Source organism: Myxococcus sp. SDU36 (assembly GCF_030168875.1).
GTDB classification, from domain to species: Bacteria; Myxococcota; Myxococcia; order Myxococcales; family Myxococcaceae; genus Myxococcus; species Myxococcus vastator.
Genome location: NZ_CP077414.1, coordinates 5,971,358 through 5,996,561, shown reverse-complemented (window position 1 = coordinate 5,996,561; position 25,204 = coordinate 5,971,358). Strand labels below are relative to the sequence as shown.

Genomic DNA, 25,204 nt, shown 5'->3' with positions numbered 1-25,204 from the left:
TTCAAGGAGTGTCCGTGACACGCACTCCGGACGTGCGAGGTGGCTGCGGGCTTTCGGACATTTTCGCTGCCGGGCACTCGGCGCGCTTTGCTGTTGTCGCCGGCCGCGCTGACGCCTATCCACGAAGGCGTGCCCATCAACCTGGCCGAGTTCCTTCTGCAGCAGCGGGAAGCCATCCTGTCCGCGTGGGAGGTGGAGGTGCGCCGCATCCCCGCGGCCCAGGCGCTGCCAAGGCTCGCGCTGCGGGACGGGCTGCCCCGGCTGCTGGAGGTCGTCGCCTCGCTGATGCGCCGCGGCTCGCCCGGCGGCGCGGAGGAGGGCCTGGAGGAGATTCCGGACCAGCACGCGATTGAGCGGCTGGGCGAGGGCTTCGCCCTGCGGCAGGTGGTGACGGAGTACCGGCTGCTTCGCGCGTGCGTGCTGCGCTTGTGGACGTCCCGGGAGAACGCCACCCACCACCCGGAGTCGGAGCTCGTCTTCCACGGGGCCCTGGATGAAGCGGTGGCGGCCTCCGTCAGCCGCTACTCGCTGGCGCGCGAGCGCACGTTGCAGGCGCTGGACCGCATCAGCACCGCGGCCCTGGGCAGCACCGACGCCGCGAACCTGTTGCCGAGCCTCCTCCAGGTGCTGCGGGAGTCGGTGGCCGTGGTGGACGTGGCGGCCGTCCTGCTGCTGGAGGACGGCGCCCTGCGGGTGGAGAGCGTGGTGGGCACGGGGATGGCCGTGGGCGACGTGGTGCCCATGGGGGAGGGCTTCACGGGCACCGTCGCGGCCACGCGCCAGCCGCTGCTGGTACACGAGGCTCGCACGGACAGCCGGGTGAGCGAGCCGTCCTTGCGCGCGGCGGGCCTGTCCGCGCTGTTCGGGGTGCCGCTGCTCCGAGGTGAGCAGCTGATGGGCGTGGTGCTGATGGGCAGCCGCGCCGCCCGCGAGCTGGCGGAAGAGGACCAGTTCCTCTTCCGGGCCATGGCGGCGCGCACCACCGCGCTGCTGCTGCAGGCCCAGGCGCATGCCCGCGAGCGCGAGGCGCGCGCCGTGGCGGAGGCGTCCCTGGAGCGCCTCCGGGAGAGTGAAGCGGGCCTGCGGCGCTGGGAGCAGGTCTTCACGCGGCTGGGCGTGGGCGTGGCCGTGGTGGACGCGGCCGAGGAGCGGCTGCGCGAGGTGAACCCCGCCTTCGCGCGCATGCACGGCCATGCCCCGGAGGAGCTGGCCGGACGGCGGCTGGAGGACACCTATGCGCCAGAAGCGCGCGGCGTGTTGCCTCGGCACATCTCGGTGGCGGACTCCAAGCCGTCGCACGAGTACGAATCCCTGCACATCCGGAAGGATGGCACCCGCTTCCCCGCCTTCAACCATGTCACGGCCTTCAAGGATGAGGCCGGCCGTGTGGAGCAGCGGGTGGTCACCGTGGTGGACATCACCCAGCGCCGGGCCATGGAGATGGACCGGCAGCGACTGCTGGGCACCATCGAGGCGGAGCGCGCGCGGCTGGCGTCGGTGCTGGACCAGATGCCCGCGGGTGTCTTCATCGCGGAGGCGCCGTCCGGCCGGCTGGTGATGGCCAGCCGCCAGGTGGAGCTCATCACCGGCAGGCCCTTCCAGCCCTCCGTGTCGACGCACGCCTACTTGGAGGACTATGGCGTCTCACTGCGCCCGGACGGGCGGCCCTACGCCATGGAGGACCTGCCGCTGGCGCGCAGCCTGCGCCACGGCGAGGTGGTGCGGGGCGAGGAGATGCTCATCCCCCGCGAGGATGGCCAGTACGTCGCGGTGCTGCTCTCCAGCGCGCCCATCCTGGACCGTGAGGGCACCATCATCGCGGCGGTGGCCACCATGGTGGATGTCTCCGAGCGGCGCCGCGCCCAGGAGGCCGCGCTGCAGGCGGCCCGGTTCGGCGAGCGGCTCATCGCCATTGTCAGCCATGACCTGCGCAACCCGCTCAATGCCATCCACCTGTCCGCGACCCAGTTGCTGCACAGCGAGGCGCTTCCGGAGCGCGAGCGCCGCCTGGTGACGCGCCTCGCCCGCTCCGGCGACCGGATGAAGCGCATGATTTCAGAGCTGCTCGACTTCACGCGCGGGCGGCTGGGGGGCGGCATTCCCATCCAGCGCACGCCCGGTGACTTGCGGGCCGTGGTCCAGTTGGGGATTGATGAATTGGAGGCGGCCTGGCCCGAGCGCAAGCTGGCGCTCCAGGTGGAGCCGGGCCGCTACGAAGGGGCGTGGGACGGAGACCGGCTGCTCCAGGTGGTCAGCAACCTGGGCGGCAACGCGCTCCAATACAGCCCCGCGGACGCGCCCGTGGTCTTCAAGCTGTCGGACGGTGGCGACTCCGTGGTGCTGGAGGTCCACAACCCCGGCGAGCCCATCTCCCCCCAGATGCTCCCCCGGCTCTTCGACCCCTTCCGGCGCGGCGCCATGGCCGGCGCCGGCGGCGCGGGCAGCAGCGGGCTGGGGCTGGGGCTCTACATCGTCGAGCAGGTGGTGAAGGGCCACGGCGGCCATATCGAGGTGACCTCCACCGCCCAGGCGGGCACCACCTTCCGGGTGTCGCTGCCCCGCATGCAGGCGGACTGACGCGCTCAGGTGGGGCTCACCACCCGCTCCAGGGTGGCGCGCAGCTCGAACAAATCCACGGGCTTGGGCACCGTGGCCCGGATGCCCTCCGGCAGCGGCTGGGCGCTTCCCGCGCCGGAGACCACCACCACCGGCAGGGTGCTCAGCCGCGCGTCCTCGCGCACGTGGCGCATCAGCTCCCAGCCGCTCATCACCGGCATCATCAGGTCCAGGAGGACGGCGTCCGGCAGGGGCGGGCGGCTCAGTCGCTCCCAGGCTGACAGCCCGTTGCCCGCCGTCTCCACGGTGAAGCCCTCCAGGGTGAGGAACTCTTCCAACAGCTCCCGGCTGTCGGCATGGTCTTCCACGAGCAGGACGAGGTTGGGCGTGCACATGAGGCAGTAGACTTGTACTGAAGTCCAATGTCCGCCAGTGCCCCAGGGCAATGCGTTCGCCCGTGGACGCCCCGGATGTCCACCGCGACACGATGCGGGAGTTGGCAGCTAAGTCAGTTTTTGCGGGTATATGTCTGATTTGACTCATGGGTGTCAGGCATGCATCGCTCCATGTCTGATTATCAAGAATGAAGGTGAGGTGTCGTCAACCACCCCCGTGGGAGCGCGAACTTCATACAGGCTGGTGAGAATATTTGCCTCCATATGCACTGGGAGTCCGTGGTATCCGGGTAAACGACTCGACATAAAAGAGTGGCCTCGTTGAGAGGCATTTCCCCCTGCAGCGCAGGCGTGCTCTCGGCATGCCAGGAGCCAGACATGACACGGAATCATGGCGTCTCGACGTTGACGGCGTTGTTTCTTCTGACGGGCTGTGAGGGCACCCTCCCCGAGGAGCGCCCGGCGGACACCGACATGGAGGTCCAGCGTCAGGAGGCGAAGGAGACGGGGCTGGACCTGAGCGTGGTGGACCTGTCCGCCTCGTGCGCGGCGACGGCGCTGACGCTCTCCGCGGCCATCAAGAACGAGGCACTCACGGGCATCGGGGATTCCACCGCGGCGGTGTACGCGGGGACGCCGGGCGCTGGCGGCGTGCGGCTGGGCACCCTCAGCGTCCCGTGGCTGGTGGGCGGAGAGCGCTTCCCCTTCTCGCTGTCGTACACGGTGCCGGAGGGCACCACGAAGGTGGTGGTCGTCGCGGACGAGGACGGGACCTATCCGGAGGACGACGAGGACAACAACTTCGCCTCCATTGATTTCGAGGTTCCCTGTGCCACCAACCTGCCGCCGGTGGCGCACTGCCAGGACGTCACCGTCCCCGCGGACGCGGCCTGTCAGGGCAGCGCCAGCATCGACAACGGCTCGTTTGATCCGGATGGCTTCCCGGGGCCGTTCTCCGTGGAGCAGTCGCCCGCGGGCCCCTATGGGCTGGGCACTACGAGCGCGCAGCTCCAGGTGTCCGACGGCGCGGCCACCCGCACGTGCTCGGCGAACGTGACGGTCGTCGACGTCAGCGCCCCCACGCCGGGCGCCAACCGCGGCCTGGTGCTCCAGCCGGTCCTGGGGTCCGACTACGTGCTGGTGCCCCTGGCTGACTGCGCGATGCCGGCCGCCGACAACTGCGGCGGCGAGCTCGACCTGGACGCGTCGGCCCGCATCATCCGCGTCACCTCCGACGAGTCCAACGACGCGCTGTCCCTGCTCCGGCTGCTGGCGTGTGACGACATCAAGCTGACCGCGGACCGCAAGTCCGCGATGGTCCGCGCCGAGGCGGCCCTGCTGGGCAACGGCCGCGTCTACAACTTCACGTACGCCGTGCAGGACGCGTCCGGCAACAGCGCCATCGGCACCTGCAACGTGAAGGTCCCCGCCCTGCTGGCCAACCCCGCCATCGATTCGGGCGTGAAGTACTGCCAGGGCGACGACTGCCCCGCCGGTTCGCGTTTCCCCGGGCTGCTCTGCTCGCTGCTGTAGTCGAAGCGCCGCCCCGTCCCACTGGAAGTGGGGCGGGGCCCCTGGTGGTGTTGCGTTTCAGCGCCAGGACAGCGCGTACTCCGAGTCGAGCAGGCCCAGCTCGCGCCCCCGCACCCCGATGTCGCGCGCGCCCACGGCGCCCAGGGCCGCGTGCAGGACCCCTTCGTGGTACGCGGTGGGCATGAAGTCCCGCTGCATGACGAAGCGGCCGCTGCGAGGCCCCGTCCACACCATGCTCCGCTCTCCATAGCTCACCGCCGCGAGGAACCCGGTGGGGAGCTGCCCGAGCAGCAGCCGGGGCTCTTCATAGGCGAGCATCAGCAGGGTGCGGCCCGCGACGGACTCCAGGAAGTCCCGCGCGGCCTTCTGGCCCATGACGCGATGGGCGGCGGCCAGGCCCCCGCAGTGTTCGGAGAGCAGGTCGGCGGCCTGGAAGGCCAGCGGCAGGAATTGGGTGATGGGGTAGCTGAAGAAGTCGATGTAGCGCTTCTCCGGCAGGCCCTGGCGGCAGCGCTGCTCCAGGCTGGAGCCGCCCACGCGCCGCACCGTCTCCAGGACCCCCCGGAAGAACATGCCACGCGCGGTGTCCTCGGGGGTGGCGAGCGCGCAGCGCTGACGCAGCTCGCGCGAGGACTCCGGCCCCAGGGGCTGCGGCGGCGCGGGGTCTCGCACCAGGTGCGAGGTCAATCTCAATTCCATTGCGGGGGGACTCCGGAAGAAAAGGGGGGCGCCGCCAGGCCGAAGCCAGACGTGCCGTGCTCCAGGGTGGATGCGGGCCCCCACAGGGGCGGCGAACGCCTTGGCCGCCCATGCCCAGACTCACGCGTCCAGCCGCGGGCCTCCGGTCCAGGAGGCTTCACAGACAGGTCGCGGAAGTGTGGCCGTAATGATGCACATTGCATGGAGTGCTTTCGCGAGGCAACCCTGGTCGTCGAATTCTGGTGAAGGGATTGGCTGCTCCCCCCTCAATGACAGACATGGCGAGGAGGGCCGGACGGACCCGGTGCCGGACGGGCCACGCGGGCTGACGCCTGGACGTCTGCCGGGTGTGTGGTTCCGGGTACGACACTTTTCGCGGAGGGTGCGGGGCGGAGGACTACCCTCCATATCGGTATTTCGCCTGAGGACGTGCTGGGTTATAAGTCACTGGAAAACTCGTGACCGAGCGCGGCCTGTTCCCGGGCAGGGCGTGAGCTTGGCCCGTACTCACAAGGTTGACGCAGTGAAGACCCACCTCGAAGGTCCAGCTCCTCCCCGCAAGCGGCCCCGCGCTCCGCCTCGAAGCCCGGCGGCGCGGGCCCGGAAGTCGCGCGAGCAGTTGGAGAGCCGATTGGCGGAGAACGTGGGCGAGGCGGCGCGAGGCGCGCGGCTGCTCGCGGGGCTCACCCAGGCGGATGTCGCGGCGCGTGTGGGCATCGCCGCGGAAGTCTATGGGCGCATGGAGCGGGGGAAGATGATGCCCAGCGTGCCGACCCTGTTCCGCCTGTGTCTGGCGCTGCGGTTGTCGGCGGACGTCGGGCTGGGACTCGCCACGGCGGCCAGCGTCGGCGCCGCGCTCTGGGAGGGGGACTCCAGGCACAGGGACCAGCTCCCGGAGATGCGGAAGGTGCTCCGGACGCTGCGGCGCATGTCGCGCAGGCAGCTCAACCTGATGAACCAGGTCGCGGTCGCCCTCCTGCCGGAGCGGTGAGGGCGGACTCCGGACGGTGAGGCCTTGATTGTCCGGAGGTGGGTGCTTCCGTGCCGGGATGGGCTCCCGGCGCTACCTGGGGGGGCAGGCCTGATGCGTTCTGGGGTGTCTGTGATTTCGTGAGGAGGCCTCGTGAGCGTGAGGCGTGGTGCGGCAACGCTTCGCTTTTCGGCCGGGGAAGACGTGCCTTGAGGCACGAGCGCAGGTGGCTTGGGACGCGGCTCCGGCTGTAGGAAAGGGCCCCCTGCGCAAGCGTTGGCGATGGTAGCGTGCCCATTCGGGAGGTCACGCACCCTTGCTCCAACCTTTGAGATTGGCTCTTCCTCTGGCGCTCATGCTCGCGTGGGAAGCCGCCGCGCAGGCCCAGGCAACACCTGGCGGGCGTGTCAAGCGCGAGCGCACCGTCAGGGTTGCCCATGCTCCCGCCGATCCGTTGCCCGTCGTCCATGTCGCGCAGGACACCATGACGTTGCTGTTCTTTCCCGCGCCCATTCAGAAGAAGAGCCTGACCTTCAATGAGTCCCGGCTCCGTGTCCTGGATGCGGGCGAGCGCTCCGTCATCGTTCAGCCGGTGGAGGACCTGGGCGCGGGCGAACGCCAGGAACTCGGGGTCTTCTTCGCTGACGGCCGTTCTCCTTCGCGGGCCGCCTTCGTCCTCGTGACGGCCCCGGGTGAGGTGGACTTGCGGATTGACGTCCAGCGCCCGGAGCCGCTGAGTCCAGATTGCAGGTCCACGGCACAAGCCCCGGCGCCGAAGCCGGAAGACTTCGTACTGCTCGGCTACGTGGATGGGAATGGCGTCACAGCGTCCAGCATCAAAGGCAAGGTAGAGGCAGTGAAGGGGCTTGGTTGGACGTCGATGCGCTCTTTTCGGGGAGCGGGTTGGATTCTGGCGGACGTGGAGATTTTCAACGGCCCCGCCCACCCAGCCTGGACGCCACGGGAGGCGACGTTCGCGGGGCGTGTCGGCGTGCCGCTGCGGGCGCGGCTCATCTTGAAGAAGCCAGGGCCCATCCTTCCAAGGGAGAATGGGCGGGTTCTCGCCGTCGTGGAAGTGCCAGAGACGAAAGCGGACCTCGTCTTCACCTTGGAGGTCCGCGGGGATGGGGGGCGGCGCCTCACCATTCCGGACGTGCGCTTCCCGCAGCCCACGCCGAGGGAGACCCGATGACTCCGACGCTGCTCAACGTGCCCCCCGGTTCGCTCATTGATGGATGGCAGGTCTCCAAGGCGCTCGGCGATGGAGGCTTCGCCTTCGTCTTCCTTGGCGAAAAGAACGGCAAGCACCGCGCCATCAAGGTGGCCCAGCACCGGGAGACCAGCGGGGACCTCAAGCAGACCCATGCGCGGACGTTGCGGGAGTTGACGGCGCTGCTCATGCTGGAGCATCCGAACATCGTCCGGCCGCAAGGGCATGGCTTCGCGGAGAGCGGAAACCTCTACCTCGCGCTCGACTACGTCGAAGGCTGGACGCTCGCGGAGTGGGCGGAACGCAAGCACCCCACCGTGCGCGAAGTCCTTGGCGTCTTCGAGAAAATCGCCGGTGCGCTGTCATACATGCACGGCCGGGGCATCCTGCACCGCGACTTGAAGCTGTCCAACGTGCTCATCCGGAAGAGCGACGGTGAGCCCGTCATCATCGACTTCAGTTGCGCGTCCTACACCCTCGCCGAAGATTTGACGGACGGGGGCTTGCCTCCGGGCACGGACCGCTACCGCGCGCCGGAGCAGTTCCAGTTCCTGCGCGCGCACAAGGACGAGCAGCGGGCCCGCTACGCCTTCCAGGTGGCCGACGAAATCTTCGCGGTCGGCGTCATGCTCCATGAGCTGCTGACCGACCCGCGGCCGACGGAGTTCCGTGCGCGCTTCGACTTGAACAGCCCGGCCCTGCGGCCACCGCCGCCCCGGTCGGTGAATTCGCGGGTTCCAGCGCCGCTGAGCGACCTGGTGGAGAGCATCCTGTCCAGAGAGCCCACGCGGCGTCCCGTCGACACCGAGGCGCTGCGCCGTGAGCTGGCGGACCTCCGGTCAGTCCCCGCCGTCGAATACGACGTGCCGGTCCACCCACCGTCGAAACAGCGTCCCCGCGAGCCGGAACCCGAGGTGGAGTCCGCGGCGTTGGGGGGGCCACTCGTGCCTCCGCCTCTCAAACAGGACGCCGCCCTGCTCAAACGTCCGCGAGGCTGGGCCCGGTGGAGCGGGGGCCTCGCGGGCCTCGCCGCCCTTGGCATTGCCGCGCTCCTCTGGCGTGCCTCTGGGGACGACCCCGGGAGCCACGCCGCGCCGCGTGTCGCCGAGCGCCCACGCCCGCTCGTCGCTCCCCATTCCACACCGCCCGATACGGCCCCACCTGCTATGTCACCTCCTGGCCCCTCGCCCGTGAAGGCCCCGGGCCCGGCAATCGCCGCTGCTCCGAAGGAAGGTTCAACCGTGAAGACCCCCTCACCCGAAGCGCCACCCCAACGACGCACACCCCGCCTGCCAAAGAAGGCCGTTGCCGCCGCTGAGTGCGCGTCGCTGTCGCTCGTCGCGGCGCTGGCGGCGGGGTGTCCGGGGGCGCAGATTCGGCCCGAGGCCTTCACCTGCCCGGCAGGGGCGGAAGACGCCATGCTGGAGCAGCTCCGCTGGAGATGGAGCGACCGCTTCATTCTCCAACTCGACGACCGCCAGGAGTATTTCACGAATGTGTGGTTCACCGCTGGCGCGGAGGTGGTGGGGGTTGTCCCAAAAGGCCACAACCGCGACCGGCAGCAGGAGGTCGCCCCGACCGGGACGCGCTTCTACGGAAAGGCGTACTACCTCTCCGACAGGATGGGCCGCGCGGATGGGCCATCGCTCGTCATCCGGTATGACCGCGTGAAGCTCCCGGGGCAGGATGAGCAACCCGTTTGCTTCGTGGCTGAAGCAACCGCCTTGGAGTTCAAGGATGGCAGGGTGAAGGCGCTCAACGCTGCCGATGGAAATGTCGTGGACCGCTGGCCCTGAGCGGCGCAGGGGGGACGTGGTGGGCAGGTGCGCGAATTCATCTTCCTGCCCCCCAGCAACGACAGGACCTCTCCGGGGCGTTCCGTTACCTCACGACGGACGCGCCTGCCCGCCGGCGCGTGTGGAACAACGCGCGTGAGGGCTTCCGCGAGCGCTGGACCCACGAGTTTGGTGCCTGGCCCGAGACACCAGGCCCCGGCAAGGCATGGGCGGGGCACCACATCCGAGACTTGTTTCACGGGGGGCCTCCGACCGCGTCGGCCAACATCCTGCCAGTGCCGAGCGAGGTCCACTCTGTATACAACTTGGAGTATCCAGCGTGTTGCTCGCTTGGGTTTCAGGCGTCAACCCTGGGCGGTAAATACCACCCAGGGCTGCGCATGGCGGGCGGCGTGCCAGCCCCGGCCTACGTGGAAGCCTTGGGGGGGCCGTTCCTGACGACGACCCATCCAGGGTGATAGACGTTCCACCTAGAGCGATGCTGAGCTGCACAGTCATGCGAAAACACAACACAGAACTTTCCTTGTTGTGCGTCGCCGCCGTGTCGCTGGGGTGCTCCAGTAGCGCCACGGGCACGGCCAGCCGCCGCGATACATACGCACTGGCATCCTGCACTGACACCGTCTCGTGCTGCGTCCAGCGCAACCCCGGAGCGCCCGAAGCGTGCGGCCTCACGGCAGCCGAGGCCGCCGCCTACGTCGGGACCATGGATGCCGCCATGAAGCGCGCGAACGAAAAGGAAAAAGAGGAGGACGATGACGAGGGGTGGAAGGAGGAGTGCAAGGAAACCTACGTCCAGTGTCGAGACGAGAAGAATCCAGTGTGGGAAGGCGATTGCTACGCCTGCTTTCGTTACTGCGAAGGCCAACACGAGTGGCCTGCCGATATGTGCAAGCCTAGCAAGAACAAGAAGAGGAGCTAGGGCATGTCCGAACCGCTCGACTGGAACCCAATCCGGGCGCTTGCTCGGCGCGTACTTCGCGAAGGACAGCCGCTCTCTCTGACTGATGACGTGCGCGAACTCCTCCTTCGTTCGGCAAGGGAAGTTGCAATCAGCGATGCGGATGCCGCGCGCGTCCTCGCGTCGGACGCCGACGCGCGACAACTCCTCGAAGAGATATCAAACCGAATCAGCAAAGGGTCACGGCGTCTGACACGCACCATCAGCGCAGTCGTGCGGTGTCGGGATGCCGGGGACGTGGAAGGCGCTCGCCAGCTACTTCACGACGTCCTCACCGTGGAAGTAGTGCCGCTCTACCAGGACATTCTGAACACGTACTTGGAGTCCCTAGACGACGAGCCGTAACAACAAAGGGGGGCGCGACTGACGCCGCGCCCCCGTCGCACTCAGGTGCCGTCACCAGCTCCAGGCGGCGCCACCCAGCGGCACGCGGCGTCAGGCCGGACCGTCAGACTGGCATCCAGGTCCGAGGCTACCGTCCGCGCCGAGCCCCACGCCGCTTGTCACTCCGCCGTCTCCCTGGCCTCATGGGGGACAGGGTGCGCCGCGCCCCGCTTGGTGAGGGAATGACCCGCGGACTTGGGTGGTGGACAGGCAGGCCAGCAGCGCGCGCGGCGGTCGCCGTGGTGGCCCTGTTCATGTCCGCGACTCGGGCGCACGCGCAGGACGCGGGGACGCCGGACGACGGGGGCGCCACCCAGGCGGAGCGGGAGCTGCAGCGCACCGACGCGGGCTGGGCCGTGGAGTCGGACGCGCCCTTGTCGGAGGACGCGGGTGTGCCGGAGCCCGCGTTCACGCCGCCAGCGATGGTGCAGGACTCGCCCGCGCCCTATCCGCCCGGGCTGGCGTCAGCGGGCGTCGCGGGGGTGGTGAAGCTGGAGCTGCTCATCGACGACGCGGGCGAGGTGGAGTCCGCCACGTTGGTGGACGGGCTGCACCCGTTGTTGGACCGGGCGGCGCTGCACGCGGCGCCGTCGCTGCGCTTCGCCCCCGCCACCGTGGACGGCCTGCCGGTGGCCGTGCGCATCTTCTTCGAGTACCGCTTCGAGGCGCCCGCGCCGGTCAGCGCCGCGGGTGCCACGCCCGCGGCGCCCATCACCCTGAAGGGCCTGGTTCGCACCAAGGGCAACCGCCGGCCGCTGGTGGGGGCCACGCTGGTGTCAGACGCGCAGCCGGACGCGCCGGTGCAGACGGACGTGGACGGCCGCTTCGAGGCGCGCTGGCCCGCGGGCGTGCACCCGGTGCGCATCACCGCCCCCGGCCACAAGCCCGCCGTCTTCCGCGAGGGACTGAATGCGAACGAGGCGCTGGAGGTGGTGTACGGGCTGGAGCCGCTCATCATCAACCCGTACGAGACGGTGGTGCGGGGGGACCGCGAGCGCACGGAGGTGAGCCGCGTCACCCTGCATGACGCGGAGCTGCGCGAGGTGCCCGGCACCATGGGGGACCCCTTCCGCGTCGTCATGCTGCTGCCCGGCGTGGGCAGCATGGTGTCCGGCGTGGCCTACCCGGTGGTGCGCGGCAGCCAGCCCGCGGCCACGGGCTACTTCCTGGATGGCATCCGCGTCCCCATCCTCTTCCACCTGTTCCTGGGGCCGGCCGTCATCCACCCGGACTTCATCGACGCCATCGACTTCTATCCGGGCTCGCCGCCGCCCCGGTATGGGCGGTTGATGGGGGGCGCCATCGACGGGCGCCTCAGCCGCCCGCGGGATGACGGCGTCCACGGCAGCGCCTACGCGGACCTCATCAACGCGGGCTTCTTCATCGAGACGCCGTTCAAGGACACCGGCACCAACGTCAGCCTGGCCGGCCGCTATTCCTATACACCCTGGCTCATCGCCCTGGCGGCCAACCAGCTCCAGGCGCCGCCCCCGCCCGGGCGGGAGAACCCCAAGGTGGTGCTCGACTTCTGGGATTACCAGGGCCGGGTGGAGCAGCGGCTGGGCGAGGGCACGCTGCGCCTGTTTGCCTTTGGCTCCTCGGACACCTTTGGCTCGGAGGCCCAGGACGAATGGGGCGACACCGCGCTGCAGTCCATTGTCTTCCACCGGGTGGACCTGCGGCACCGGCACCCCGTGGGCCCCGGTGAGCTGGAGGTGGGCGGGACGTGGGGGCTGGACCGCTTCGCCATCGTCAGCCGCAGCCCGCCTGGCGACGCCACCGAAATCCATATCGACCAGGGGCACTGGTCCGCGCGCCTGGGCTACACCGCGACGCTGTCCCCCAGCGCCACGCTGCGCGCCGGGGCGGACGTGGAGCACAAGCGCGCCATCGTCGAGCTGCTCCAGCAGGAAGGCGGCCCCGACGTGGACAGGGAGGTGGCGCCCGTGGCGCTGGGCACCTTCATGGGGGCGTGGACGGAGCTGGTGTGGCAGCCCCATGAGAAGTGGGCCGTGGTGCCCGGCCTGCGCGTGGACAACTACCACCTGTCGCCGGGGATTGACCGGCGCGCGCTGGAGCCGCGCCTCACCGTGCGCCACAAGGTGTCGGAGGCGCTCACGCTCAAGGGCGGGGCGGGCCTCTTCCATCAGCCGCCCACCACCCTCATCAGCCTGCCCGTGGTGGACGTGGGCAGCCTGCTGCTGGGGCTCCAGCAAGGCGTGCAGCTCTCCGTCGGCGCGGAGTGGAAGGCGTGGCGCGGCCTGGAGGTGGGGCTGGACGTCTACCTCAACCCCATGCTGCGGACGCTCGAGCTGACGCCCTTCTCAGATGAGGGCCTGGGGGAGGACGAGCCGCCGGACACCCAGACGCCTCCAGGCGGCCTGCGCCGCGGCATGCAACTGGGGGATGACGGTGGCATCCCCGACCGCTCGGACTTCGACTTCCCGGACTTCCGCGGCAGCGGCATGGCCTACGGCCTGGAGTTCCTGCTGCGCCACCCGCTGGGCGACAACTGGTTTGGCTGGCTGTCGTATTCGCTCCAGCGCAGCACGCGCCGCACGCGCTTCTACCGCTACGACGCGGAGGGCCACCGGGTGGGCGAGGCGGAGGCGGACCTGCCCTTCGCCTTCGACCAGACGCACATCCTCAACCTGGTGCTCAGCTACAAGTTCGCCAACAACGTCACGCTGGGCGGGGTGCTGCACTTCAACACCGGGCGCCCTGAATACGGCACGTTGGGCACGCAGACGCACCGCCCGGGTGAAGACACCTCCGGTCGGCCCGCATGGGTCAAGTCAGACCGAGATCGCGTGGACCGGCTGCCGGCCTTCCTCCGCTTCGACGTGCGGCTGTCCAAGTCGTGGGTCTACGACACCTTCAGCCTGGAGGCGTACCTGGACATGCTCAACGTCACGCTCCGTCGGGAGACGCTGGGCTTCGAGTACGAGGGGGGCAACGGCTTCCCGCTGCGCAAGGACGCGGTGGGGCTGCCCATCGCCCTGCCCATCCTGGGCGTGAAGGGTCGTTACTGAGCACGAGGACTGATGGATAGCGCACGCTTGGTGCCGCGACGCCGCCTTGACCTGGGCACGACGGCGCGCCGCGCGGTGTAATCCAACGCCGCCAGTTGTTCCGGGGGCCGGTCCGCTCCTGGGGGCCTGGAGCGCCCGGGCCGAGTTCCTGACCACCGCACACCAGGTGACTTCTTCATGTCGCAGGACGGGATTCCAACGATGGTGCCGTTGCAGCGCGGGGGCATCCCTTTCAGTCGGGGGGCCACCGCTGCCAGCCGGCTGGCGCTGACACACCCGCGGGTGACGGACGAAGAGCCCCATCGCCAGGCGAAGGCGGTTTCGGAGACCCCCGCCGTGTTGCTGGTGGATGACCATGTGTCGAACCTGGTGTCGCTGGAGGCCATCCTCGAGCCGCTGGGCGTGCGCATGGACAAGGCCTGTTCGGGGGAGCAGGCCCTGCGCTTCCTGCTGCGTGAGGACTACGCCGTCATCCTGCTGGACGTGCGGATGGCGGGCCTGAGCGGCTTCGAGACGGCGTCGCTCATCAAGCGGCGTGAGCGCACGCGCAACGTCCCCATCATCTTCCTCACCGCCTATGGCCGCGATGACGCGGAGCTCGTCACCGGCTACGCCACCGGCGCGGTGGACTTCCTCCAGAAGCCCTTTCCGCCGGAGGTGCTGCGCTCGAAGGTGTCCGTCTTCGTGGAGCTGTTCCGCGCGCAGCAGCAGGTGCGGCGCCAGGCGGAGCTGCTGCGGCAGAAGGAGGCCGAGGCGCGGGATGACGCGCTGAGGGCCGCGGGCTACATCGACCGGCTGAGGGACTTCGCCGCCCGGCTGTCGGAGGCGGCCACCGTGCCGCAGGTGTGCCGCGCGCTCTTCGAACAGGGGCTGGTGGCCGCTGGCGCGAAGGCGGGCACCGTCAACCTCCTGGACGCGGAGGGCGAGGCGCTGGAGGTGGTGGATGCCATTGGCTACCCGGAGAGCGTGCTGAGCCGGTGGCGGCGCATCCCGATGACGGCCGCCTTGCCGCTGGTGGAGTCGCTGCGGGAGCAGCAGGCCATCTGGGTGGGCTCGCCGGAGGAGTGGAGCGCGCGTTATCCCCTCATGGATACGCGAGGCCTCCACGAGGCGGGGCTCGCGCTGCCCTTGCTGGTGAAGGGACGGGCGCTGGGCGCCATTGGCCTGTCCTTCGCGCGGCCCCGGACCTTCACGGAGATGGACCGGGCCTTCTTCACCGCGCTGGCGCATGCGTGCGCCCAGGCGTTGGACCGGGTGCACCTGACGGCGGAGGAGCGCCGGGCCCACGCCGTGGCCCGGGCCGCCGCCGCTCGGCTGCAGATGCTCACGGAGGCGTCCGACGCCTTCGATGCCACGAACCGCGACCTGTCCGTGCTGCTGGGCACCATCACCCGCCAGGTCGCCTACTTCCTGGGGGACACATGCACGCTGTGCCTGTTGTCCGATGACGGGACGCGGCTGGAGGTGGCGGCCAGCCATTCCAGTCAGGGGGAGGACGGAGCGCCGCTGCTCCCGGGCGAGGGGCTGAGCGACTTCGTGCTGCGTGGCGGACGGCCGCTGCTCGTGCCCGAGCTGTCCCAGGACCAGCAGCGGGAGCTGGGCCAGGGCGAGGCGCTGCGCAGCCTGCTGTGCGTGCCGCTGAGGGCGCAGGGCAGGGTGGTGGGGACGCTGGCGGTGGGGCGAATGGGCCAGGGCCGGGGCTTCACCCAGGAGGACCAGGAGCTGGTGGAGGAGCTGGCGGCGAAGGCGGCGCTCTCCATCGAGAACGCGCACCTGTTCGCGGAGCAGCAGCGGTCGCAGGAGGAGCTGCGCCGTCGCGCCGAGTTCGAGCAGCAGCTGGTGGGCATCGTCTCCCACGACTTGCGCAATCCCCTGGCGGCCATCTCCATGTCGGCGGGGCTGCTGGAGAAGAAAGGGGATTTGACGGAGCCGCAGCAGCGCATGGTGTGGCGTATTGGCCAGGCCACCGAGCGCGCGGCCCGGATGATTCGCGACCTGTTGGACTTCACCAAGGCCCGGCTGGGCGGCGGCATTGCCCTGCACCGTCAGGCCACCGACTTGCGGGAGGTGGTGCACCAGGTGGTGGATGAGCTCCTGGTGGCCAACCCCGGGCGCCGCGTGGAGGTGGAGGTCCAGGGCGAGGTGCGCGGTGAATGGGATTCGGACCGCATCGCGCAGGTGCTCACGAACCTGCTGGGCAATGCCCTGGCCTACAGCCCCGCGGACGCCCCGGTGCGAGTGGACACTCGGCTGGAGGGGGAGGCCGCGCTGCTGTCGGTCTTCAACGGAGGCGCCCCCATCCCCCGGGAGCTGCTGCCGCGCCTGTTCGAGCCGCTGACGCGGGGCGCGTTGAAAGAGGGTCAGTCCACCCGCAGCATCGGCCTGGGGCTCTACATCGTGCAGGACATCGTACGCGGCCACGGCGGCGGCGTGGAGGTCGTGTCCTCCGAGCAGCACGGCACCACCTTCACCGTGCGCCTGCCGCGCGCGGCGGGCTGAGGAGATGCGCTGCTCCGTGGGCCCCTGCTGACCTGGGCGAACGCGCCGCGGCCCTGGCCGTTCGCGCAGGGCCATTGCGGAATGACGACACCGCGGCGGGTATCGGGCCACGTGGCGCGCGGGCACTGGCGCGGAGTGAGCACTGAAGGCCGCGCCGGTACTCACGTACAAGGTCGCGCCCCCGGAGATTTGTCACTCTTGCCCCGCGTGCGCTCCGCGACCGGGCGTCGAGCACCGGGGCTGGGGCGCGCGCCAGGGGAACGTCGATGGGGGTGTGTCTGTCGTCGAAGTGGGGCTCCGCCTGGACCTGGACGACGCATGCGGGAGGCCTCGCGCCCTGCCTGCGCTTCGAGACGGTGCGAGGGACGGCGGGGGAGGTGCTCGATTTCCACCAGGCCGCGCGCGAGGCGTCCGCCGAGCCGGTGGAGCTCGGCTGGGTCCTGCCCGCCTGTGTGTCGCGCTGGGAGCAGGAGGGCGTGCGAGGGCTTCGCCTGGAGGACTGCGCACGCGTGGTGGACACGGGTGAGCCGGTGTCCGTCGTGTTGCGCATCGCCCGCGAGGGCAGCACGGAGGCGCGCTTCCGGGCCGTGGGAATGAAGGCGCTGGATGCCTTCGTGCTGTGGCTGCTGCCCGATGACGCGGACGACGCGCAGGCGCTTCGCGAGGCGCTGGAGCGTGAGCGCGAGGCCCGCCACCGCGCGGAGGGCGCGCTGGAGCACGCGACGGCCCGGCTGGCACGCCAGGCCCTGGATGGCACCGCGCGCCACCAGGCGCTGGAGCGGCTGACGGAGGAGGCGGAGTTTCGTGAGCGGTTCATCGGCATCCTCGGGCATGACTTGCGCAATCCCCTGAATGCCATCGCCCTGTCCGCCCGGGCCATGGCGCAGCGCACGCTGCCGGCGGCTCAGCAGCAGCAGTGCGCCCAGCGAATCGAGGCGAGCGCCGCGCGGATGGGCGCCATGATTTCAGACATCCTCGACCTCACCCGCGCGCGGCTCGCGGGCGGCATCCCCCTGCACCTGGGGACGGTCTGCCTGGCCATCGTCTGCCGGATGGTGGTGGAGGAGCTGTCCGCCGCGCATCCCGGCCGGCACATCACCCTGGACGTGGAGGGCGCGTCGGAGGGCTTCTGGGACGCGGACCGGATGGTGCAGGTGCTCAGCAACCTGGTGGGCAACGCGCTGGAGCACGGCGCCGAGGACGCGCCCGTCCGGCTCAAATGTATCGCCGTGGACGGTGAGCAGGTCCTGGAAGTCCACAACACCGGGGCGCCCATTCCCTCTCAACACCTGGAGACGTTGTTCGACCCGTTCCGCCAGGTGGGCACCGCTCCCGGGAAGCACCACCGTCGCGGCGCTGGTGGCCTGGGGCTGGGGCTCTTCATCGTGAAGCAAATCGTCCAGGCGCACGGGGGCGCGGTGTGCGTGTCCTCCTCCGAGGCAGAGGGAACGACCTTCACGGTGAAGATGCCACGAGACGCGCGACAGTCGCAGGAGCCCGCACCCTCGGGCGCGAGGCGTCGCGTGTGAGTGCAACGTTGGCGGCTGGGCGGAACGGGCGCTGAGCGTCAGCCGGCGCACGGACTACGTGTTTGCCGCATGACCGACGTGCGCGAACTGCCCGAGAGGGCACCTGTCAGCAGGGAAAAGAAGGACTACCGGTTATCTTGGCCGCGACAAACGCGGCTACCCCCAAAAACCGGAGGCAGCCATGTATCACCACCCCACCTCGAAGACCTGTTCCAGCTCCAAGGTCACCTACGCCGGGCGCCGTTGTGCGCATCGGTGGGAGCTGCTGCCAGCGTTGCTTCTTGTCGCCGCCGTGGGGTGTGGCCCGGCGGAGCCGATGGATAGGGCCCGCGAGACGCTGGGCACCGGGTCGGACGCGTTGGTGTCGGCCAATGGCCTGTCGACGAACGGCTTGTCGACGAACGGCCTGTCGACGAATGGCTTGTCGACGAACGGGCTGTCGACGAATGGCCTGTCGACGAATGGCTTGTCGACGAACGGGCTGTCGACGAATGGTTTCAGCACGTGGTTCAGCGCGGACCCCGTCAAGGCCGAAGAGGTGATGCGATACATCGTCCGGTGCGCGCTCGCCTCGGGCCAGACGCTGACGTACACGCATGCGGGCACCACGCACACCTGGCAGGGCTCCCTGGGGCTGGCGCCGACGTGGTCGAACCCCACGCCGCCGCCTCCGCCGAGCCCGGCTGCTCCGGAGGCCGAGCAGCAGCTGGTGTCGAGCTGCCTGGCGGCACACGTGAACAAGTACGGCGTGCACCTGAACATCTCCGTGCAGGGCAAGGACTCGCAGGGCAATGCCATTCCGACGACGGCCGAGGAGCTGCAGACCTACAACCAGCATGAGGCCGTCTTCTTCGGCAACCTCTTCAATGGCCAGGGGCTCTTCGCGGCCAATGACGCGCCCTACCTGGCCTACGACGAGAGCACGGTGCGTGCGTGCGGCCTGTCGTCGTGGAGCGGGGACCCGGACTGCGCGGCCGTCATCTCCCACGTGGGGGCGGCCCAGACGTACTGCCAGCAGGACCCCACGCGGTCCTACTACACGCGCTGCACGTACAACGGCGTCGTGTACCGGCCGCTCACCACCCGCATCCGTCCCCAGGACATCTACAAGTGCGGTGACGGGACGTGCCAGCTCTCCGAGCGCTGCGGCACCAGCAACACGCCGGACAGCTGCGCCGCGGACTGTGGCGCCTGCTAGGCGTTGACGTCTTCGCGGCCCCCCCATGCCGCGCGCAGTGGCGGTCTATCCTCCTACCCCTCGGGAGGATGCCGTGGAGTCCGAGCCTGTCCGAGCGCGGCGGCTGCCGCATCCAGGCTGAACATGTTGCCCGGCTCTCTCAATTGGCTGCTTCGTGAGCTGCGTCCTCACCTCGCGCGCCGCGCTGGAGGCAGGGAGCGGATTGCTCATGGCAGTGCGTCAGCGGACCGCGACCTGGCGGAAGGTGACGCCGTCGAGCTCCAGGCGCTGGACCGCGTCCACGAAGCGCTGGGTGGCCAGGATGAGCGTGGGCCAGTCCGCGAGTCCGGGCAGGCTCCAGCGATGCGCGGCATGCAGGTTCCCCGTGTAGCGCGACGGTCGCGGCGCCTCGACTTGATAGATGTGCAATCACGCCTCTTCTCGGGAGTCACGGCGCCCGCCCCACGCCAGGATGCGCGGGGCGGGCCGGGGCCCAGGGTGACGCGTGTTACCGGGCGCTCACCGGCGCGGACAGGCAGGCCGCCGCCATGCCGGGCATGCTGCTCTGGCGCGGCTCCACCGACGACAGCTCATCCTCCTCCTCGGAAGGAAGCTGGGCGTCCGGCGTGCACGTGCCGCCCAGCTCGTAGTCGCTGAACCACCGCTCACAGGTGATGACGCGCATCCCCCAAGGCACCGCACAAACGAGCGAGCAGGGTGCTTCGTCGGCACACTGCACGTCACAATCCGGAGGCAGCGCCGACGCGGACAGCGGGGAGAACGTGACAAGGGCCACGGCGCTCACGAACAGCGTCTTCGAAAGCAGGTTCATGGTGACTCCACGACGACGGGTGGCCGGAACACGAAATGTGCCCCGGCACCCCGCAGTATCGAGCCAGGCGGGAAAAACATCAAAAGCAGTGCTGGCGGCTTTTTACAGACGCGCGCACCAGGGTGTCCGCACCCAGGAGAGATGATGCCCGCTATTGACACTCCGCCAATAAGCACCCATCATCACCCTCACAGCAGCATCGGGGCACCTTCCATGACCTACCAACACCTCCGCTCCTCGGTGACGAACCGGGTCGCCACATTCGAGCTGCACCGGCCCGAAGCGCGGAATGGATTCACGGTGACCATGGCGGACGAGCTCGAGGCAGGGCTCGCCGCGGCCGATGCGGACGAGGACGTCCGCGTCGTCATCCTCACCGGCGCGGGCAAGGACTTCTGCGTGGGGGCGGACCTGAGCGGCAGCTCGCTCGAGGTGACGAACACGGAGCCGCCCGAGGGCGCGTGGGTGGAGCCCGCCACGCGCGTGACGCGGCGGATGTTCGCGATGCGCAAGCCCGTCATCGCCGCCATCCGAGGCGCCGCCGTGGGCGTGGGCTCGACGATGCTGCTGCCCGCCGACTTCCGCCTGGCCGCGAAGGACAGCCGCTTCGGCTTCGTCTTCAGCCGGCGCGGCATCTACCCGGAGGCGGGCTCGTCGTGGTTCCTGCCCCGCATCGTCGGTCTGGGGCGCGCGCTCGACTGGATGGTGAGCGGCCGCCTCATTCCCGCCGACGAGGCGCTGGGCGCGGGCCTGGTCCGCTCCCTCCATGAGCCGGACGCGGTGCTGGACGCCGCGAAGGCGCTGGCTCGGGAGCTGGTGGAGACCACGGCCCCCGTGTCCGTGGCCGTCATCCGTCAGGCGCTCTATCAGATGAGCGCGCTGCCCTCCCCGGAGCCCGCGTTCCAATTGGACAGTCAGCTCATCGCCAGCCTGGGCCGGAGCGCGGACGCGCTGGAAGGGGTGACGGCCTTCTTGCAGAAACGGCCGCCTCGCTTCACCCGGACGGTGGCGCACGATTTGCCCTCGTTCCTGCCGTGGCGGGAGGTGACGCCATGAGCCCGGCTGACGCGCCCCGCTGGAAGCGGTTGGAGCCGGACGAGCGCCGCGAGCAGATTCTGGAGTGCGCCACGCGGCTGTTCGGCGAGCGCCCCTACGCGGAGGTCTCCACCACGGACATCGCCCGGGAGGCGGGCGTGGCCCGGGGACTGCTCAACCACTACTTCGGCCAGAAGCGCGACCTCTACTTGAAGGTCGTGAAGAGGATGCTGCTCATGCCCGGACTGGAAGAGAAGGTGAGCGCGACCGGAACCCTGCGGCAGCGGGTGGAGCGCAGCGTCGAGTGGTACCTGGACACCGTGGCCGCCCACGGCAAGACGTACGTCGCCGTCACCGGCGCGGGGAGCATCGCGGACCCGGAGGTCGAGCGCATCATCGCCGAGGCCGACGACGTGGCCGCCGCGAAGACGCTGGAGTTCCTCGGCCTCAAGGTGGAGGTCGGCAGCGACGCGCGGCACCGCGCGATGATGCGCTCCTACGGCGGCCTGGTGAAGTCCACCATCCGTGAATGGATTCGAGGGGAGACGCTGTCCCGCGAGGATGCGCACCTGCTCTTGAGCGAGGCGTTGATTACCATCGTCCGCGACGTCTTCCCCCACCTCCACCAACAGCCAGGGCCCGGCCGCGCCGCGGCGAAGTCTGGCGCCAGGCGGGGCAAGGACACGCAATGACCGCCACCTCGACACTGGCGGGTCGCACGCTGCTGATGTCGGGAGGCAGTCGTGGCATCGGGCTGTCCATGGGCATCGCCGCCGGGCGGCTGGGTGCCAATGTCGTGCTGCTGGCAAAGACAGACATGCCCAACCCCCGGCTGCCCGGGACGGTGCACACGGCGGCGCAGGCCATCCAGGACGCGGGGGGGCAGGCGCTCGCGGTGGTGGGGGACGTGCGGGAGGAAGCGGACGTGCAGCGCGCCGTGGATGAGGCCGTGGCGCGCTTTGGCGGCATCGACTTCTGCGTGAACAACGCCAGCGCCCTGGCGCCGCTGAAGACGGAGGAGCTGCCGCTCAAGCGCTTCGACCTGATGCAGCAGGTTCAGCTCCGGGGGACGTTCCTCCTCACGCGCGCGGCGATTCCCCACCTGCGCCGCTCGCCGCATCCGCACATCCTGTCGCTGTCCCCGCCGGTCAACCTTTCGCCGCGCTGGCTGGGGCTGCACCCGGCGTACACGATGGCGAAGTATGGGATGACGTTGCTCACGCTCGGCTGGGCCGCGGAGCTGGCCGAGGCTGGAATCGCCGCGAACGCGCTCTGGCCCCGGACGCTCATCGCCACCGCGGCGGTGCAGAACCTGCTCGGGGGCGATGCGTCGATGCAGCGGGCGCGCTCGCCTGAAATCATGGCGGACGCGGCCATGGCCATCCTGCGGCGCTCGCCTCGCGACTGCACCGGGCAGGCCTTCATCGACGAGGACGTCCTGCGCGCCGAGGGTGTCACCGACTTCAGTGGTTACGGTGGCGGCTCCGACGTCCTGCTCGACCTCTACGTCGACCCCTGACGCAGGGCGCTCCGGCGCTGTTTGTCATTGCAGTCCAGTGAAGCGGTGAGCCGAGGAGATGCCCATGCGTCCGTCGTTCGCAGGCCTGGAAGCGCAGTGCCAATCCCTGGCGAACAAGCTCACGCTGCCGTTGCTCTTGAAGCGCAACGCCGACGAGTACGCGGACTCGCCCGCGCTCACGGCGGGCGACACGACGCTCACCTGGACCCAGCTCCGCGAGCGGACCGCCGCGCTCTGCCGCGGCCTGGGGGCGCTCGGGCTTCGGCGCGGCGAGCGGATGATGATCATGATGTCCAGCCGGCCAGAGCACTGGCTCATCGACTATGCGGCCGTGCACCTGGGCGCCATCTCCTGTACCGCGTACCAGACGCTGAGCGTCGAGCAGATAGGCTACGTGGCGAAGCAGAGCCAGGCCCGCATCGTCGTGTTGGAGGGCGGCATCGAGGTCGCCCGATGGCAGCCGGTGCTCGAGTCGCTCGACGCGCTCAGGCACGTCATCGTCGTCGACGCCTCGGCGATTCCCACCGGGGACGCGCGCTTCAGCTCCTTCGCGGAGGTGGAGGCCCAGGGGCGCGCGCTGCACCAGGAAGACGCCTCTGTCTTCGAGGCCGGCTGGGAGCGCATCCGGCCCGAGGACCCCATCGCGATGATGTACACGTCCGGCACCACCGGTGACCCGAAGGGCGTGGTGCTGAGCCACCGCAATGCCTTCTACGAGGCCATCGCCGTGGACGCGGTGGTCCCCACGCCAATGCGCTCCACCTCCATCGCCTATCTCCCGCTGGCGCACATCGCCGAGCGCGAGCTGGGGCTGTACCGCTCGCTCTACAAGGCGCTGCACGTCTACATCTGCTCGGACCCCGCGGGGGTGATGCCGCTCTTGGCGAAGGCCCGGCCTCCGGCCTTCTTCGGCGTGCCGCGCGTCTGGGAGAAGCTCGCGGCGGGACTGAAGGCGAAGCTGGACGCGATGGAGCCTGCGCAGCGGACGCCCGTCGTGGCCGCGCACGCGGCGCTGCAGGAGGTCTTCCGGATGGAGGGCTCGGGGCGGGAGGTGCCACCCGAGCTCACGCGCAAGGCGGCCGAGGCGGAGGCGCGGGTGCTCAAGCCCCTGCGGGCGGCGCTGGGCCTGGACGCGCTTACCTGGGCGAGCAGCGGCTCCGCGCCCATTCCCGTGGAGGTGCTGGAGTTCCTCGGAGGCTTCGGCCTCAAGGTGCTGGAGGTCTGGGGCATGAGTGAGACCACCGGCTGCGCGACCATCAACACACCCGAGGACTTCCGCGTCGGCTCGGTGGGGCGGCCCATCCCCGGCCTGCAGCTGCGGCTGGCGGCCGACGGAGAGATTTTCGTCCGGGGGCCGGTGCTGTTCATGGGCTACCTGTCCGCGGATGGGCAGATTGTGAGCGCGGCGGACGCGGACGGCTGGCTGGCCACCGGCGACGTCGGCTCGGTGGACGCGGAGGGCTACCTCACCATCACCGACCGCAAGAAGGAGCTGCTCATCACCTCCAGCGGGAAGAACATCGCGCCGTCCAGAATCGAGGGCATGCTGCGCGCGCACCCGCTGGTGGGGCAGGCCATCGCCATTGGTGACAACCTGCCCTACGTGACGGCGCTCATCAGCCTGGACCCGGACGCCGCGCCTGTCTGGGCCAAGGCCCACAAGCTGGAGTCGCGCTCGCTGGAGGCGCTCACCCACGCGCCCGCCATCCGCGCCGAGTTGGAGGCCCTGGTGGCCTCCATCAACGTCCGGCTCTCCCGCGCGGAGCAGGTGAAGCACTTCGACGTGGTCGCGGAGAGCTGGTCGCCCGTGACAGGCGAGCTGACGCCCAGCCTGAAGCTCAAGCGCCGCGTGATTCTCAAGCAGTACGCCGCGCGCATCGCCGCCTTCTACGAAGGCGCCTGACGTCTCACCCGCAGCGTCATCCCCTGGGCCCCCATGCATGCGAGAACTCCGGAGCAAGCGTCGTTCGCCGACGCCATCGACGCCTTCTGCCGTGACAGGACGGGCACCCGCGCGCAGCGGGATGCGCTGACCCGGCACGGCGCTGAGTTCCACCACCGCGCGCTCTACGCGCAGATGGCCGAGCTGGGCTGGCTCGGCGTGGGAATCTCGCCGGAGTACGGCGGCTCGGGCGGGGGCCTGTCGGAGGTCTGCCTCTTCGCGGAGCGCACCGCGTATGGGCTCGCGCCGGTGGGCGGCTACGTCACCACGGCCGTGGCCGCCGGGCCCTACGCGAAGTTCGGGACGCAGGCCCAGCGCGAGAAGGTGCTGGGTGGCATCGTCCAGGGCCGCGTGGAGGCCATCGCCATCTCCGAGCCCAACGCGGGCTCCGACGTCGCCGCCATCGCCTGCCGCGCGGAGCGGACTGACGGGGGCTTCATCATCAACGGGCAGAAGACGTGGTGCTCCAACGCGCACCTCGCGGACCACGTGCTGCTGGTGGCGCGCACGCAGGTGGGCTCCCGGCACGAGGGCCTCACCCTGTTCTGCGTCCCCACGGACACGGCGGGCGTGGAGATTCGCGGCATCCCCACGCTCAACGGCAAGGACGTCAACGACGTCTACTTCACCGACTGCTTCCTGCCGGAGAGCGCCGTGGTGGGCCGCGTGGACCAGGCGTGGCCCCAGGTGATGTCGGGGCTCAACAGCGAGCGCCTCATCCTGGCGGCCACGATGCTGGGCCGGGGCCGGCGCGCCTTCGACGACGCGGTGGCCTACGTGAAGGAGCGCAAGCAGTTCGGCAAGGCCATTGGCTCCTTCCAGGCGCTCAAGCACCGCATCGCGGACCTGGCCACGGAGCTGGATTGCTGTGAGCTGCTCATCTACCGCGTGGCGGCGATGGCGGACGAGGCCCCGGAGCGGATGCTCCCGCGCGAGGCGTCGATGGCGAAGCTGAAGACGACGGAGACGGCCAAGCGCGTGGCGCTGGAGGGCGTGCAGATGATGGGCGGCTACGGCTACGCGACCGAATACGACATGGAGTCGCACCTGCGCGCCACGGTGATTTCCACCGTGTACGGCGGCACCAGCGAAATCCAGCGCGACATCATCGGCAAGACGTTCGGGCTCTAGGAGG

The 25,204-nt window shown here is 69.8% G+C and carries 20 protein-coding genes; 16 read left to right on the top strand and 4 right to left on the bottom strand.

What is annotated here, in order from left to right; genetic code table 11:
* Nucleotides 1–129 precede the first annotated feature (129 nt).
* Nucleotides 130–2,577: an ATP-binding protein gene (locus tag KGD87_RS24175; protein WP_284662902.1), complete on the top strand. Its 2,448-nt coding sequence runs from the start codon at nucleotides 130–132 to the stop codon at nucleotides 2,575–2,577.
* Between the two features lie 5 nt (nucleotides 2,578–2,582).
* Here KGD87_RS24175 and KGD87_RS24170 read toward each other — a convergent pair whose 3' ends face one another.
* Nucleotides 2,583–2,951 (bottom strand): response regulator, encoded by a 369-nt coding sequence (locus KGD87_RS24170; RefSeq protein ID WP_284662900.1) that lies wholly within the window; start codon nucleotides 2,949–2,951, stop codon nucleotides 2,583–2,585.
* A gap of 378 nt (nucleotides 2,952–3,329) precedes the next feature.
* Here KGD87_RS24170 and KGD87_RS24165 point away from each other — a divergent pair, with 378 nt between their 5' ends.
* Nucleotides 3,330–4,484, top strand: coding sequence for a CARDB domain-containing protein (locus tag KGD87_RS24165; protein ID WP_284662898.1), 1,155 nt, complete (start codon nucleotides 3,330–3,332; stop codon nucleotides 4,482–4,484).
* 57 nt (nucleotides 4,485–4,541) lie between these two features.
* Here KGD87_RS24165 and KGD87_RS24160 read toward each other — a convergent pair whose 3' ends face one another.
* Nucleotides 4,542–5,267 (bottom strand): DUF2378 family protein, encoded by a 726-nt coding sequence (locus KGD87_RS24160; protein ID WP_284662897.1) that lies wholly within the window; start codon nucleotides 5,265–5,267, stop codon nucleotides 4,542–4,544.
* A gap of 439 nt (nucleotides 5,268–5,706) precedes the next feature.
* Between KGD87_RS24160 and KGD87_RS24155 the strand changes: the two genes are divergently transcribed.
* The 9 genes from KGD87_RS24155 to KGD87_RS24115 all read left to right on the top strand — a co-directional run bounded on the left by KGD87_RS24155 (nucleotide 5,707) and on the right by KGD87_RS24115 (nucleotide 18,762).
* A complete protein-coding gene (locus KGD87_RS24155) occupies nucleotides 5,707–6,174 on the top strand; it encodes a helix-turn-helix domain-containing protein (RefSeq protein ID WP_350099650.1) in 468 nt (155 codons plus the stop codon).
* A 295-nt stretch (nucleotides 6,175–6,469) separates the two neighbouring features.
* Nucleotides 6,470–7,345, top strand: a complete 876-nt coding sequence (locus tag KGD87_RS24150) for a DUF2381 family protein (RefSeq protein WP_284662895.1) — start codon at nucleotides 6,470–6,472, stop codon at nucleotides 7,343–7,345.
* A complete protein-coding gene (locus KGD87_RS24145) occupies nucleotides 7,342–9,159 on the top strand; it encodes a serine/threonine protein kinase (RefSeq protein WP_284662894.1) in 1,818 nt (605 codons plus the stop codon). The genes KGD87_RS24150 and KGD87_RS24145 overlap by 4 nt, the downstream gene beginning before the upstream one ends.
* 496 nt (nucleotides 9,160–9,655) lie before the next feature.
* A complete protein-coding gene (locus KGD87_RS24140) occupies nucleotides 9,656–10,081 on the top strand; it encodes a hypothetical protein (protein ID WP_284662892.1) in 426 nt (141 codons plus the stop codon).
* Nucleotides 10,082–10,084: 3 nt separating this feature from the next.
* Nucleotides 10,085–10,465 carry a DUSAM domain-containing protein gene (locus KGD87_RS24135; protein WP_284662891.1) on the top strand — a complete coding sequence of 127 codons (381 nt, stop codon included), beginning with the start codon at nucleotides 10,085–10,087 and terminating at the stop codon, nucleotides 10,463–10,465.
* Nucleotides 10,466–10,758: 293 nt separating this feature from the next.
* Nucleotides 10,759–13,536, top strand: a complete 2,778-nt coding sequence (locus KGD87_RS24130; protein ID WP_284662889.1) for a TonB family protein — start codon at nucleotides 10,759–10,761, stop codon at nucleotides 13,534–13,536.
* Nucleotides 13,537–13,713: 177 nt separating this feature from the next.
* Complete coding sequence (locus KGD87_RS24125; RefSeq protein ID WP_284662888.1) at nucleotides 13,714–16,035, top strand: hybrid sensor histidine kinase/response regulator; 2,322 nt, start codon at nucleotides 13,714–13,716, stop codon at nucleotides 16,033–16,035.
* Nucleotides 16,036–16,301: 266 nt separating this feature from the next.
* A complete protein-coding gene (locus KGD87_RS24120; RefSeq protein WP_284662887.1) occupies nucleotides 16,302–17,564 on the top strand; it encodes a sensor histidine kinase in 1,263 nt (420 codons plus the stop codon).
* A gap of 181 nt (nucleotides 17,565–17,745) precedes the next feature.
* Nucleotides 17,746–18,762, top strand: a complete 1,017-nt coding sequence (locus tag KGD87_RS24115; protein ID WP_284662886.1) for a hypothetical protein — start codon at nucleotides 17,746–17,748, stop codon at nucleotides 18,760–18,762.
* 219 nt (nucleotides 18,763–18,981) lie between these two features.
* Here KGD87_RS24115 and KGD87_RS24110 read toward each other — a convergent pair whose 3' ends face one another.
* Nucleotides 18,982–19,170: a double-CXXCG motif protein gene (locus tag KGD87_RS24110; RefSeq protein WP_284662885.1), complete on the bottom strand. Its 189-nt coding sequence runs from the start codon at nucleotides 19,168–19,170 to the stop codon at nucleotides 18,982–18,984.
* Nucleotides 19,171–19,249: 79 nt separating this feature from the next.
* Nucleotides 19,250–19,573 (bottom strand): hypothetical protein, encoded by a 324-nt coding sequence (locus KGD87_RS24105; protein WP_284662883.1) that lies wholly within the window; start codon nucleotides 19,571–19,573, stop codon nucleotides 19,250–19,252.
* Nucleotides 19,574–19,786: 213 nt separating this feature from the next.
* Here KGD87_RS24105 and KGD87_RS24100 point away from each other — a divergent pair, with 213 nt between their 5' ends.
* From KGD87_RS24100 to KGD87_RS24080, 5 genes are all read left to right on the top strand, one after another.
* Complete coding sequence (locus KGD87_RS24100; protein WP_284662882.1) at nucleotides 19,787–20,629, top strand: enoyl-CoA hydratase-related protein; 843 nt, start codon at nucleotides 19,787–19,789, stop codon at nucleotides 20,627–20,629.
* On the top strand, nucleotides 20,626–21,300 hold the full coding sequence (locus KGD87_RS24095; RefSeq protein WP_284662880.1) for a TetR/AcrR family transcriptional regulator: 675 nt from the start codon (nucleotides 20,626–20,628) through the stop codon (nucleotides 21,298–21,300). Before KGD87_RS24100 ends, KGD87_RS24095 begins: the two co-directional genes overlap by 4 nt.
* Nucleotides 21,297–22,127 (top strand): SDR family oxidoreductase, encoded by an 831-nt coding sequence (locus KGD87_RS24090; RefSeq protein ID WP_284662879.1) that lies wholly within the window; start codon nucleotides 21,297–21,299, stop codon nucleotides 22,125–22,127. The genes KGD87_RS24095 and KGD87_RS24090 overlap by 4 nt, the downstream gene beginning before the upstream one ends.
* A 64-nt stretch (nucleotides 22,128–22,191) precedes the next feature.
* Complete coding sequence (locus tag KGD87_RS24085) at nucleotides 22,192–24,030, top strand: AMP-dependent synthetase/ligase (protein ID WP_284662877.1); 1,839 nt, start codon at nucleotides 22,192–22,194, stop codon at nucleotides 24,028–24,030.
* A gap of 33 nt (nucleotides 24,031–24,063) precedes the next feature.
* A complete protein-coding gene (locus KGD87_RS24080; protein WP_284662875.1) occupies nucleotides 24,064–25,200 on the top strand; it encodes an acyl-CoA dehydrogenase family protein in 1,137 nt (378 codons plus the stop codon).
* The last annotated feature ends 4 nt before the right edge of the window (nucleotides 25,201–25,204 follow it).